This window comes from Bradyrhizobium sp. MI1.3, from assembly GCF_055811695.1.
This window is the reverse complement of record NZ_JBVVPQ010000026.1, coordinates 68,349-81,830: the sequence shown is the minus strand read 5'-3', so window position 1 is coordinate 81,830 and position 13,482 is coordinate 68,349. Positions and strand designations below refer to the sequence as shown.

Annotated in this window: 10 protein-coding genes; 2 read left to right on the top strand and 8 right to left on the bottom strand. The window is 64.1% G+C overall.

Annotation, left to right across the window (positions count from 1 at the left end; genetic code table 11):
• Positions 1-155 precede the first annotated feature (155 nt).
• The 7 genes from AC0L3A_RS20365 to AC0L3A_RS20335 all read right to left on the bottom strand — a co-directional run bounded on the left by AC0L3A_RS20365 (position 156) and on the right by AC0L3A_RS20335 (position 9,463).
• Positions 156-2,861, bottom strand: coding sequence for a molybdopterin-dependent oxidoreductase (locus AC0L3A_RS20365; protein WP_473255073.1), 2,706 nt, complete (start codon positions 2,859-2,861; stop codon positions 156-158).
• A gap of 15 nt (positions 2,862-2,876) precedes the next feature.
• A complete protein-coding gene (locus tag AC0L3A_RS20360; protein ID WP_007593947.1) occupies positions 2,877-4,094 on the bottom strand; it encodes an NAD(P)/FAD-dependent oxidoreductase in 1,218 nt (405 codons plus the stop codon).
• 10 nt (positions 4,095-4,104) lie between these two features.
• Positions 4,105-4,533: a globin family protein gene (locus AC0L3A_RS20355; RefSeq protein ID WP_007593949.1), complete on the bottom strand. Its 429-nt coding sequence runs from the start codon at positions 4,531-4,533 to the stop codon at positions 4,105-4,107.
• A gap of 117 nt (positions 4,534-4,650) precedes the next feature.
• Positions 4,651-6,042 carry an MFS transporter gene (locus AC0L3A_RS20350; protein WP_473255072.1) on the bottom strand — a complete coding sequence of 464 codons (1,392 nt, stop codon included), beginning with the start codon at positions 6,040-6,042 and terminating at the stop codon, positions 4,651-4,653.
• Between the two features lie 338 nt (positions 6,043-6,380).
• Positions 6,381-7,175, bottom strand: a complete 795-nt coding sequence (locus AC0L3A_RS20345; RefSeq protein WP_007593952.1) for an ABC transporter ATP-binding protein — start codon at positions 7,173-7,175, stop codon at positions 6,381-6,383.
• 11 nt (positions 7,176-7,186) lie between these two features.
• Positions 7,187-8,083, bottom strand: a complete 897-nt coding sequence (gene ntrB / locus AC0L3A_RS20340; RefSeq protein ID WP_007593954.1) for a nitrate ABC transporter permease — start codon at positions 8,081-8,083, stop codon at positions 7,187-7,189.
• Between the two features lie 60 nt (positions 8,084-8,143).
• On the bottom strand, positions 8,144-9,463 hold the full coding sequence (locus AC0L3A_RS20335; protein ID WP_007593955.1) for a CmpA/NrtA family ABC transporter substrate-binding protein: 1,320 nt from the start codon (positions 9,461-9,463) through the stop codon (positions 8,144-8,146).
• A 670-nt stretch (positions 9,464-10,133) separates the two neighbouring features.
• Here AC0L3A_RS20335 and AC0L3A_RS20330 point away from each other — a divergent pair.
• Both AC0L3A_RS20330 and AC0L3A_RS20325 read left to right on the top strand, forming a co-directional pair.
• A complete protein-coding gene (locus AC0L3A_RS20330; protein WP_007593957.1) occupies positions 10,134-10,973 on the top strand; it encodes a formate/nitrite transporter family protein in 840 nt (279 codons plus the stop codon).
• A 61-nt stretch (positions 10,974-11,034) separates the two neighbouring features.
• On the top strand, positions 11,035-12,771 hold the full coding sequence (locus tag AC0L3A_RS20325; RefSeq protein ID WP_035993136.1) for a bifunctional protein-serine/threonine kinase/phosphatase: 1,737 nt from the start codon (positions 11,035-11,037) through the stop codon (positions 12,769-12,771).
• Between the two features lie 24 nt (positions 12,772-12,795).
• Here AC0L3A_RS20325 and AC0L3A_RS20320 read toward each other — a convergent pair whose 3' ends face one another.
• On the bottom strand, positions 12,796-13,470 hold the full coding sequence (locus AC0L3A_RS20320; RefSeq protein ID WP_007593959.1) for an NAD(P)-dependent oxidoreductase: 675 nt from the start codon (positions 13,468-13,470) through the stop codon (positions 12,796-12,798).
• Positions 13,471-13,482 lie beyond the last annotated feature (12 nt).

Here is a 13,482-nt window from a genome sequence, read left to right as displayed (position 1 = left end):
GGTCCAGGGGCGCCGAAGCTTTAGCGTAGGCGTCAAGCGGGGAATCCAGTACGCCGTGGCCTTACCGCTTGATCACAGGCGTCTCGGCGTACTGGATCGCCCGGTCAAGCCGGGCGATGACGGCGGAGTATTCGGCGACGACCGAGAAAGCGCCCCTACCCCGCGGCGCCCGCGACCTTCGCCTGCTTTACTGGAGCCACCTCGGTCGTCGCGATCAGGCGCTTCAGTTCAGGAATGCAGGAGCCGCAATTGGTGCCGGCCTTGAGCTTTGTGCCGATCTCGGCCGCTGTGCGCGCGCCTGCGGCGATGGTGTCGCAGATGGTGCCGCGGCCGACGCCGAAGCAGGCGCAGACGACGGGGCCGGTCGAAGCCGCGCCCTCGCTCGACTTGCCGGACAGCAGCATGCGCCGCTGCTCGTCGGTGACATTGTCGGCCACGAACAGGCTCTTCACCACCTCCCAGTCGCCGGCGTCATGCGCGGGGCCGACGAACAGGCAGGTTTCGATGCGGTCGCCCGCAAACGACGCTGCGCGATAAACGCCGCCGCCGAAGTCGCGATAGTCGGCGACGTCCTCGCCGGCAACGCCTTCGAGCCAGGCCGGCCAGCGCGACAGATCCGCATTGTCGGCGAAGAGATAGCCGAAGCCGCCGGCAACAGTGACGCGGGTCCACATCAGGTTCGGCGGCAGCTCCAGCTGCTTGCGCGACAACGCAAAGCCGCGGAAGACGTATTCATAGGGCGAGATCGCGGCCGGTGTCGCCTTGGACTCCGGCTGTCCCGAGAACGGATCGGTGAACGGTGCGACCAGCGCCCCCACGCGACCGTGCGAGGCGTTCATCGCACTCCAGTGGATCGGCGCGAATAGCGTGCCGCGCTGCTGCCGGTCGCTGACGACGACCTTGAGGGTGCACTGGCCGTAGTCGGTGGTGATGCGGGCATAGCCGTCGTGGACGACGTTGTATTTGTTGGCGTCATCGGGATGAATCTCGACGAACGGCTCGGGCAGATGCGCGCCGAGCCGCTGGCTGAGGCCCGTGCGCGTCATGGTGTGCCACTGGTCGCGGATGCGGCCGGTGTTGAGCCGCAGCGGTCGCGACGGTCCGGTCTCGCCACGCAGCGCCGGCACCTCCGGCGCGACGAAGCGGCCCTTGCCGTCATTGGTGAAGAACCCGCCGGCCGCGAAGAAGCGCTCGCCGGGCGCCTCGCCCTGGCGCGCGGGCCACTGCACGGGCTTCAAGGCGTCAAACGCCTCGTCCGACAGCGAAGTCAGCGCGCCGATGTCGAAGTCGCGGCTGCCATCGTTCTCGAACGCGGAGAGCGCGGCGTGCTCGCGAAAGATGTCGGCTGCGGATTTGTAATTAAAGCTGTCGCCGAAGCCGAGGCGCTTTGCGGTTTCGCTCAGGATCCACCAGTCCGGCCGCGCCTCGCCGGGCGCCGGCAGGAACGAGCGCTGGCGCGAGATCCGGCGCTCGGAATTGGTCACGGTGCCCGACTTCTCGCCCCAGGCGAGCGCGGGCAGCAGCACGTGCGGTCCGGCCTCGACGGTGTCGTTGGAGAGCACGTTCTCGGAGACCACGAACAGCTCGAGCTTCTTCAGCGCCTCGCGCACGAAGTCGGCATCGGGCAGCGAGACCGCGGGGTTGGTGCCCATCACCCATAGCGCCTTGACCTCGCCGCGGTTGATGGCTTCGAACAGCTGCACCGCCTTCAACCCTTCATGGGTGGCGATGCGCGGCGCCTTCCAGAACCGCCGCACGCGATCGATGTCCGGCGGCGTGAAGTTCATGTGCGCAGCGAGCTGATTGGCGAGGCCGCCGACCTCACGGCCGCCCATCGCGTTGGGCTGGCCGGTGAGCGAGAACGGCGAGGCACCCGGCTTGCCGATGCGCCCCGTTGCGAGATGGCAGTTCAAGATCGCGTTGACCTTGTCGGTGCCCTGCGCCGATTGGTTGACACCTTGCGAGTACAGCGTGACGACGCGGGGCGTGTCACGGAACATCTTGAAGAAGGTCGCAACGTCCTGCTCGGAGAGGCCCGTCGCCAGTGCGGTCGCGGTGACGCTGCCGGCGATGCTACGTGCACGCGCCAGCGCGTCGTCAAAGCCCGAGGTGTTTTGCGCGATGTAGTCCTGATCGAGGGCACCATTGTCGGCGAGGTGAACGAACAGGCCGGAGAACAACGCCGTGTCGGTGCCCGGCTTGAGGCCAAGGAACAGATCGACGTCGGTCGCGGTGTCGGTGCGGCGCGGATCGATCACGATCATGCGGGCGCCGCGTTCCTGCCGGTTCTTCAACATGCGCTGGAACAGCACGGGATGGCACCAGGCGGCATTCGAGCCGACGAACACCAGCAGATCGGCCTGATCGAGATCCTCGTAGCAGCCGGGTACGGTGTCGGCGCCGAAGGCGCGGCGGTGACCGGCGACCGAGGACGACATGCAGAGCCGCGAATTGGTGTCGACGTTGGCCGTGCCGACAAAGCCCTTCATCAGCTTGTTGGCGACGTAATAGTCCTCGGTCAGCAGTTGGCCCGAGAGATAGAATGCGACCGCGTCAGCGCCGTCGCGCGCGACGATGTGCTGCATGCGGTGGGCGACGTGATCGAGCGCATCGCTCCAGGCGACGCGTTCGAGCACGCCCTTGCAGCGGATCATCGGATAGAGCAGCCGGCTTTCGAGCCCGACGGTCTCGCCGAGCGCCGAGCCCTTGGAGCACAGCCGGCCGAAATTGGCAGGATGATCGGGATCGCCCGCGATCGCCGCGCCGCCCTTGCCGTCTGGCGTCGCCAGCACGCCGCAGCCTACGCCGCAATACGGACAGGTCGTCTTGGTGGCGCGGAGCGTGGGATCGATCGCCGTCATATCAAGCCGCCTCTATCAAGCCGCTTTGGAGGGACGCGCGAGCGCGCGGCCGAATATCATGTCGGCGCGGATGGCCGCCACCTTTTCGCGATTGCGGATCAGTTCGAGATACCAGAGCGCATCGACGGTATCGCCGATCAGCAGAGCGCCGGTGAGCCGGCCCGCGGCGATGACGAGCTTCTTGTAAGTGCCGCGCCTGCGGTCTGACAGCACGAGGCTCTCGCTGCCCTCCCCGCCCATGAAGTCACCGGCGGAGAACACGCTGACGCCCGACACCTTCAGATTGGTCGAGACCACGCTGCCCTGATAGGCCGCGGGACGGCCGGCAAGGTGTCGCGCCAGCACGCGTGCCTGCTCGTAGGCGGGTTCGACCAGGCCGTAGCAGATGCCGCGATGCTCGGCGCATTCGCCGAGCGCGTAGATATCTGGTGACGCCGTCTGCATCTCATCGTTGACGACGATGCCGCGATTGACGGCGATGCCGGCGTCCTTTGCCAGCGCAATGTTGGGCCTGATGCCGGCGGCGAAGATCACGGCATCGGCCTCGATGCGGCTGCCGTCGGCAAGCTCGACCGCTTCGACATGACCCTCGCCATGGATGCGGGCTGTGGATGCATTGAGCAGGATGCGAATGCCCTTGCGCTCGACCAGTGTCTTGAGCAGGTCGGCGGCGGGGGCATCGAGCTGGCGCTCCATCAGCCGGTCCATCAGGTGCAGCAGCGTCACGGGCGCTCCGGCCTTGGCGAGGCCGTAAGCCGCTTCGAGTCCGAGCAGACCGCCGCCGACCACGACGACGCGCTTCCTGGCGGCAGCGAGCGTCAGCAGCAGATCGACGTCGCGGGTGTCGCGAAAGGTGTGCACGCCGGAAAGGTCGGCGCCGGGCACGTTGAGCCGCAGCGGCGTCGAGCCGACGGCGAGCACGAGCTTGGAGTATTCCATACTCTCTTCGCCTTCGATCTTGAGCTCGCGTCGGCCGGTGTCGATCTCGGTGACGCGATAGCCGTAGCGCACCGTGACGCCGCGATGGCGCCACCAGTCGGCGGGCCGGAGCTCGATCTCGTGCGAGCCGGTCTCGCCGGCCAGCACGGAGGAGAGCAGAACGCGGTTGTAAGCGAGCCGCGGCTCTTCGCCGATCACGGCGACCGCGTAGCGGCCGAGCGAGGTCTTGGCGAGCTCGTCGACCAGACGCGCGGCCGCCATACCGTTACCGACGATGACCAGCGGTTCACTCACAACGCATCTCCTATTCGGCGGCCTGCGGCTGTGCGCCGTAGGCCTCGGAAATCATGTAGCCGGACAATACGCCGTAGGCGTCGGTCCAGGCGGTAGCCAGTTCGGGCGTCCAGGCTTCGCCGAGGCCCTTCTCCAGGGTCCACAGCAAGGTCGCGCCGACCACCGGGTAGTGCTCGGCCTTGGCGCCGTAGCCGACGTGACGCTTCGCAAGCGCCGAGGCCGCGGGAAGAATCGAGTCCAGGTTCGACAGACCGCCGACGACGGCGGCGAGCATGCCCATCAGCTTCTTGCGCTGCTCGGTCATGTCCTCGGGAAACATCGCGCGCACGGACGGCGCCACCTCGAACAGGCGATCGTAGAACAGCACCGCGGCCTGCGCGGAAATCGGCGCGACCTTGGCAAAGCTCTGTTGGACGAGGGTGATCTGTTCTGGCGTCATGATGTTCTCCTGCCTGTTGGGTTTGCCTATGCGCGCCATTGCGAACCAGGTTCATTGTCAAACTGTCGGGCAATGCTTCTCCCCGCGTACGGGGAGAAGCGAGATTCGTACCAAGTGTTAAACTCGCGCGCCGGCGAGGCTTGAGGCGCCCTCACCTTGCGGGCTGCGACGCAGATAGAACCACCAGGTCAGCGCGAGACAGGAGGCGTAGAAGCCGAGATAGATCGCGAGCGCGAGCTGCGGGCCGCCGGTCAGCGCGATCGACTTGCCGAATCCGGTCGGGATCAGATAGCCGCCGACTGCGCCGACCGCGCCGATGAAGCCGACCGCGGCACCGCTCTCGATGCTCGCCGTCTTCAAGGCGAGCGCGCGCTCCGCATCGCCCTTGCCGCGCACCCTGAACAAATTCTGCTCGCGGAAGATCGAGGGGATCATGCGGTAGGTCGAGCCGTTGCCGATGCCCGTCGTCACGAACAGGACCAGGAACATCGACAGAAAGCCGATGAAATCCTTGTGCCCGACGAAATAGAGCACGCCGATCGTGGCGCCTGCCATCACGATGAAATTCCAGAACGTGATCACCGAGCCGCCGATCCTGTCGGCAAGCCAGCCGCCGAGCGGCCGCGACAACGAACCGACCAGCGGTCCCAGGAACGCGATCGCAATCGTGACTTGCGGGAACTGGGTCTTGATCAGCAGCGGAAATGCCGCCGAGTAGCCGATGAAGGAGCCGAACGTGCCGATATAGAGATACGCCATGATCCAGGTGTGCTTGCGTTTGACCACGGCGAGCTGGTTCTTGATCGACGACTTGGCCGTGGTCAGGTTGTTCATGAAGAACACCGCGCCGAAGACCGCGATCGCGATCGGCAGCACCCACATCAGGCCGGCATTCTGAAGAAAGACACCATCGACAGGCGTTGCCTGGAACAGATTGATGACGGCGAGCGTCATCAGGATCGGGGTCAGGAGCTGCACGCTGGAGACGCCGATATTGCCGCCGGCTGCATTCAGTCCCAGCGCCCAGCCCTTCATCCGGTCGGGGAAGAAGAACGAGATGTTGGTCATGCTGGATGCAAAATTGCCGCCGCCGAGACCGGCGGTCGAAGCAATCAGCAGCATCAGCCAGAACGGCGTGCCGGGCTGACCGACGAAATAGGCCAGCGAGAGCGTCGGAATGAACAGGATCGCCGCGCTGAAGATGGTCCAGTTGCGGCCGCCGAAGGTCGTCACCGCGAAGGTGTAGGGAAAGCGCATCAACGCGCCGATCAGTCCGGGCACAGCGACGAGCTGGAACAGCTGGTCGGTGGTGTAGTGGAAGCCCGCCTGCGGCAGTTTGGTGGTGACGATGCTCCAGATCAGCCAGACCGAGAAGCCGATATGTTCGGCCACGATCGACCAGATCAGGTTGCGTCGCGCGATAGTCTTGCCGCCCGCACTCCAGAACGCCTCATCTTCGGGGCGCCAGTCTGAAATCCAAGTCTGATTACCAGTCGGACTCTTCGTCATTGCAAAATCCCTTCCAGGCTCACCGCTGCGTCGTTGCAGGCTCAGCCTCCGGCCACGGAGGCGCGCTCCGAGGCTTCACCCCGGTGGCGAGTTACGATGCTGATTGATGATGTTGAGGGACGTCGTCGTTGGCGTCGCGGTTGGTGCTTCAATTTCCGTGCCAACTGCGCGCATTCCGGAAACGCAGGAAATTCAGGAGCTTGTTCGGAGTGCTCCGAATTTTTGCAGGACTATTTCGCACGCAAATTTTGCGATTCGCTCAATCCCTGTGCGGCGCACAAGGATTGAGCTTGATGATTCAAAATTAGGCGTTGCGTCAGCACCTGTTGGTGACGCGTTTACGCGGCCTCGACGAAGCGATGACGCTCATAGAGGAATTCGAGCACGCGCTGCCGGCACTTCAAGTAAGTGGTGTTGGTCGCGAGCTCGAGCCGCTTGCGCGGGCGCGCCAGCGGCACCTCCAGCACCTCGCCGATGCGCGCGCTCGGCCCGTTCGTCATCATGACAATGCGGTCGGACAGCAGCACCGCCTCGTCGACGTCGTGGGTGATCATCAGAATCGTGTTGCCGAGCTTCTGATGCAGCGCCATCACCGAATCCTGCAAATGCGCGCGGGTCAGTGCGTCGAGTGCGCCGAAAGGCTCGTCGAGCAGCAACACTTTCGGTTCCATCGCGAGCGCGCGGGCAATGCCGACGCGCTGCTTCATGCCGCCGGAGATTTCCGAGGGCCGTTTGTCCTTGGCATGGGCCATCTGCACGAGGTTGAGATTGTGCATGACCCAGGCGTCGCGTTCGGCGCGCTTCTTGGTCTTAGCGAAGACCTTGTCGACGCCGAGCCTGACGTTCTCGTACACGGTTAGCCACGGCAACAGGCTGTGGTTCTGGAACACCACCGCGCGATCCGGTCCCGGCGAGTTCACCTCGCGGTTCTCGAGCAGCACGCCGCCGGTGGTGGCGTTGGTCAGGCCTGCGATGATGTTGAGCAGGGTCGACTTGCCGCAACCGGAATGGCCGATGATCGAGACGTATTCGCCCTTCTCGATGGTGAGATTGATATCCTTCAGCACCTCGGTGGAGGCAGCGCCGCGGGTAAAAATCTTGTCGATGTGGTCGAGCTTCAGATAAGCGGTCATGTGCTTCCCCTTCAGTTCAGCGCGGTGCCGCGGGTGACGATCTTGCCGGCACCCGCGATCAGGCGGTCGAGCACGAAGCCGATGATGCCGACATAGAACAGCGCCAGGATGATTTCGCTGATATGCGAGGAGTTCCAGGCGTCCCAGATGAAGAAGCCGATGCCGACGCCGCCGATCAGCATTTCCGCGGCGACGATCGCGAGCCAGGACAAACCGATGCCGATGCGAAGCCCCGTGAAGATATAGGGCGCGGCGGCCGGAATCATGATCTTGGCGAAGAATTCGAGCGGGTTAAGCTGCACCACCGCGGCGACGTTGCGATAATCCTGCGGGATGTTGCGGATGCCGACCGCGGTGTTGATGATGATCGGCCAGATCGAGGTGATGAAGATGACGAAGATCGCCGAGGGCTGGCCGTCGCGGAACGCGGCGAGCGACAGCGGCAGCCAGGCCAGCGGCGGGATCGTGCGCAAGACCTGGAACAGCGGATCGAGCCCACGCATCGCCCAGACCGATTGCCCGACCAGCACGCCGAGCGCGATGCCGGCAATCGCCGAGAGCGAATAGCCGAAGGCGACGCGTTGGAGGCTAGCGGAGAGGTGCCAGAACAGCCCCTTATCGATGCCGCCGTGATCGAAGAACGGATCGAGGATCAGCTCCTTCGTGTCCTTGAACACCTTCGACGGCGGCGGCAGTGCCGAGCCGGCGCGGCGGCAGACCAGCTCCCACACCAGAAGCAAGAGCGCGATCACGACCAGCGGCGGGATGACGCGCACGGCGGTCTCCCGCGCCATCCGCGCGTAAGTCTCCGAACGCGGCGGCCGCTTCGGTGTCATCGCGACGACCGGCGCGGCAGCGCTCGCGGGCTTCGCGGTCTCAACCTCGATCTTGGTGGCGGGCATGTTCATCGCAATATTTCTCCGGCTGCAAAAGGCGATGCGGCCGCCCGGAGGCGGCCGCTGGCTCCATCAGACTTCGACGCGCTTGATCGCGAGCGACTTCAGATAGGCAGCCGGATTTTCCGGATCGAACACCTTGCCGTCGAAGAAGGTCTCCTTGCCGCGCGAGGTGGAGGTCGGGATCTCGGCGCTTGCGATGCCGAGCGTCTTGGCCGCGTCGCGCCACATGTCTTCGCGGTTGACCTTGGCAATCAGCGCCTTGGTGTCGAAATTCGCCTCGTATTTGCCCCAGCGAATGTCCTCGGTGAGGAACCAGAGGTCGTGGCTCTGGAACGGATAAGAGGCGAAGTCGCGCCAATACTTCATGATGTGCGGCGAATTCTCGACCACCTTGCCGGGAAGGCCGTAGTCGAACTTGCCGGCGGTGCGGTCGAGTACGTCTTCGACAGGGCAGTTCATCCACTGCCGCTTCCCCATGATGGCAGCAAGCTCGGCCTTGTTCTCGGCCTTGTCCGACCACTGCTGCGCTTCCATCACCGCCATCAGCAGCGCCTTCGCGGCCTTCGGGTATTTATCGACGAAGGCGGCGCGCATGCCGAAGGATTTTTCCGGGTGCTTGTTCCAGAGCTCGCCGGTCGTGATCGCGGTATAGCCGATGTTCTGGTGGATCAGCTGCAGATTCCAGGGCTCGCCGACGCAGAAGCAGTCCATCGTGCCGACCTTCATGTTGGCCACCATCTGCGCAGGCGGCACCACGATGGTCTCGATGTCCTTGTCCGGATCGATGCCGCCGGCGGCAAGCCAATAGCGGAGCCAGAGGTCGTGCGTGCCGCCGGGGAAGGTCATCGCCGCCTTCACGGGCTTGCCGGAAGCCTTCTTCTTCTCCAGGGCCGCCTTGAAGGTGGACGCATCGACGCCGAGCTTCAGGTCGGCATATTCACTGGCGACGGAGATGCACTGGCTGTCGAGATTGAGCCGCGCCAGGATGTACATCGGCGTCGGCTGGTTGTTCTGCGTCACCTTGCCGGCCGAGATCAGATACGGCATCGGGGTCAGGATATGCGCACCGTCGATGCCGTTGCCTTCCGAGCCGAGCACGAGATTGTCCCGCGTGGTGCCCCAGGAGGCCTGCTTCTGCACGTCGGTGTCGGGCATGCCGTATTTGGCGAACAGGCCCTTGTCCTTGGCGACGAACAAGGGACCGGCATCGCTCAGCGCGATGAAGCCAAGCTTTGCGCCCTTGACCTCCGGACCGGCGTCCTGCGCGAAAGCGCCCGCTGGGAAATTCAGCTTCACGGCGGCCAGGAGTGCGGCGGTCGAGCCGGCGGCCTTCAACAATTGACGGCGGCTGAGGCCAGTGTCCGACGGCCGGCGGGTGCGCTTGGTCATAGGCGGTATCGTCCTTTGCGTCGTTGCAGAATGATTGTGTCAGTGCACACGAGCAGCCCGTCCGTCCGGCGACGCCTGAAGCAGCGCATGCGAACGCGCGACGGGGAGACCCCCGTCTGGTGGCGTCGGCAATTCGGATGAGAAGTCTCGCGGGACGGCTTCAATGGCGTCGGCGTGGAACTATTCAAGCTTCATGCCAAGCGTGAGGCAGCCGAAAACAAATCGATATCAATAGCTTATGTACGCCGCGCCAGTCTGTCGCAGGTCTGCTCCGCTCGTGAAATTTGCGACCTGCCCAACATTTGTGCGGCGCACAAGTCTTGTGCAGCCGCTTAAGCAACAGGCCACTCGGCCCGCAAAAGCCGGGTCAGGAAAAAGTCGTATCTTCTTGATATCGCTGGGTTCTTATAGGCCAGGCGCACGGCACGCAATTTGCATTTGAGTTCGCGTCAACGAAGACTGCGGCTCGACCGCAATGCTGCAGCCTCAGGCGGCTGCAGCACGGAAGCTCACCTGCTTCGCGGCCCTCCCGGCTTCATCCTCGTGACGCGATTCCCAGAGCTTCCAAATCTCTCCGGCTTACGCGCGGCAACCAGCCCGCACGGCCAATGATGTTCAGTCGCGCTCACGCAGAGTGTGTCGATCTCACCAGGAAGCAAAGGAACCATTGATGTCGTATCTCGCGCCTTCGGAATTCGTCACCAAGATGGTGGATGCGGGCGAGTCCAAAGTCTTCATGTCCACCCGGGATACCATCATCCGGGCCTACATGGCCGGCGCTATCCTGGCGCTCGCGGCATGGTTCGCCGTCACGATCAACGTGAACACGGGGCAGCCGCTGATCGGCGCGCTGCTGTTCCCGGTCGGCTTCGTCATGCTCTATCTGCTGGGCTTCGACCTCCTGACCGGTGTGTTTGTGCTCTCCCCGCTCGCCCTGATCGACAAGCGCCCGGGCGTCACCTTCGGCGGCGTGCTGCGGAACTGGGGCCTCGTCTTCGTCGGCAATTTCGCAGGCGCCCTGACGGTGGCCTTCATGATGGCCTTCGTCACGACTTTCGGCTTCACGCAGGATCCGGACAAGGTCGGCACGGCGATCGGCAATATCGGCGAAGGCCGCACGCTCGGCTACGCCGCGCACGGCGCGGCCGGCATGGCGACGCTGTTCATCCGCGGAATGCTCTGCAACTGGATGGTCTCGACCGGCGTCGTCGGCGCCATGATCTCCACCTCGGTCCCCGGCAAAGTCATCGCGATGTGGATGCCGATCCTGGTGTTCTTCTACATGGTGTTCGAGCATTCCGTCGTGAACATGTTCCTGTTCCCCTCCGGCCTGATGCTGCACGCGAAATTCTCGATCATGGACTATCTGATCTGGAACGAGATCCCGACCGTGCTCGGCAATCTCGTCGGCGGCCTCGCCTTCACCGGCATGACCCTCTACGCCACGCACGTCTTGACCCAGCCGAAGCGCCAGGCGGGCAAGGCCTCGTCGCCCCGCGTCGCGGCCTGAGCAAACAACGTCTCGACAGGAGAGCCTCGCCCGATCAGGGTGAGGCTCCCCTTTGCCGGTGATGACGATGACCCGCGGACTTCAGATCTCGGTCGGCCAGCATTCCGACAAGGGTCGCAAGCCCATCAACCAGGATTTTCACGGCGTCCTCGTCCCGGACGAGCCGATGCTCAGCCTGAAGGGCATTGCGGCCGTCCTCGCCGACGGCATCTCCAGCAGCACGGTGAGCCAGATCGCCAGCGAGTCGGCGGTCAAGAGCTTCCTGATGGACTATTACTGCACGTCGGAATCCTGGACGGTGAAGACCTCCGCCCGCCGCGTGCTGGATGCGACCAATTCCTGGCTGCACGCGCAGACGCGCAAGAGCCAATATGCCTATGACCGCGACAAGGGTTATGTCTGCACGCTGAGCGCCATGGTCATCAAGGCGACCACCGCGCACATCTTCCACGTCGGCGACTGTCGCGTCTACCGCGTGGCGGGCAAGGCGCTCGAGCAGCTGACCGACGATCACCGGATCATTGTGTCCTCGGAGCAGACCTATCTCGGCCGTGCGCTCGGCATCAATCCGCAACTCGAAATCGACTACCAGAGTTTCGAGATCGAGACTGGCGACACCTTCCTGCTGGCGACCGACGGCGCCTATGAATTCGTCGACGCGCGTTTCATCACGAACGCGCTCAGCGAGCATGCAGCCGAGCTCGACGGAGCGGCGAAGGCGATCGTCGAGGAAGCCTACCGGCGCGGCAGCGACGACAACATCACGGTCCAGATCCTCCGCATCGATGCAGTGCCGCAGCGCGAGCCGGCCGGCATCTTCAACCAGACCTCCCAGCTGCCGCTTCCCCCGCTGCCGGAGCCGCGGGCGATCTTCGACGGCTACAGGATCGTCCGCGAAATCCACGCCAGCAGCCGCAGCCATATTTACCTTGCTGTCGACGCGGTGACCGAGGAGCCGGTCGCGCTGAAGCTTCCGTCGATCGATCTGCGCGACAATGCCGCCTACCTGAAGCGCTTCCTGATGGAAGAGTGGATCGCGCGCCGGATCGACAGCCCGCATGTGCTGAAGCCGTTGTCGCAGTCGAAACGGCGTGGCTATCTCTATGTCGCGACCGAATTCGTCGAAGGTCAGACCTTGCGGCAATGGATGACAGACAATCCGCGCCCCGATCTCGAAACCGTCCGCGGACTGGTCGAGCAGATCGCCGCGGGCCTGCGCGCCTTCCACCGCATGGAGATGCTGCATCAGGACTTGAGGCCCGACAACATCCTGATCGACAAGACCGGCACCGCGAAGATCATCGACTTCGGATCGGTGAAGGTGGCAGGCGTCGCGGAGGCAGCGCCACAGGACGAGGCCGACGAAATTTTGGGAACGGTCCAGTACACGGCGCCGGAATATTTTCTTGGGCAAGTCGGTTCGCCGCGCTCCGACATGTTTTCGCTGGCCGTGATCTGCTACCAGATGCTGACGGGAAAGCTTCCCTATGGCACGCAAATCGCCAGGATCCGGCGCAAGGCGGACGTGCGGAGGCTCAAATATCGCCCGGCCGACGACAACAGCAACGTGCCTGCCTGGGTCGACGGCGCGCTCAGACGTGCGCTCCATCCGGATCCCTACAAGCGGCACGAGGATCTGTCCGAATTCGTCTTCGAGCTTCGCACGCCCAATCCGGCCTATCTCGACACGCGGATCACGCCGCTTTTGGAGCGCAGCCCGCTGATGTTCTGGAAATTGACCACGGCGGCGCTCGCCTGCGTCGTCGTGGTCCTGCTTGCGATGTTGCACGCGCGCTGATCAGGGGTTTAGCCACGCAAAGCGTCACCACGTGATCAGCGGAGACCGATGCAGCCAGGTATCGGCGCGCACTTGATCCAGCACGAATGTCGCAACGTCCTCGCGCGCGATGCTGCCACCATGGAAGCCCGAAAGATCCGTCAGCGCCCGGACCGAGCCGCGGCCGGGCTTGTTATTGAGGATCGAGGGGCGAACCAAAATCCAGTCCAGCCCGCTGTCTCTGACGATCGCCTCCTGCCGGTTCTTGTCGGCGTACACCTTCTTCAGGAGAAGCGGAAAGATCACGTTGTCGGCGACAAAGCCGCCGTGCCCGGCACTGTCGCCGGCGCCCATCCCCGTGATGCAAACCAGCCGCGAGACCTGCTCGGCCTTCATCGCGCTCACGAGCGCGCGCGTCGCGGTCGAGAGCAGCGTCACCTCGCGGAACGGACTTACCGGTGTACCCAGCGCACTGACCACGGCGTCACGGCCTTTGAGGGCTTCGCGCAGGGCTGCTTCATCGCGTGCATCTCCGACGATGAGCTTCGCCCCCCTGATGTCACTTGCCTTGCCGGCGGAGCGCACCAGCACGGTGACGTCGTGCCCTCGCGCCACCGCCTGGTTGACGATCAGGCGACCGGTGGCACCAGTCGCTCCAAGCAGCAATATCTTCGTTGCGCCTTCCGGATCCGCCGGAACGGTGGCGGTTGAAGAGATCATGATAGGATTCCT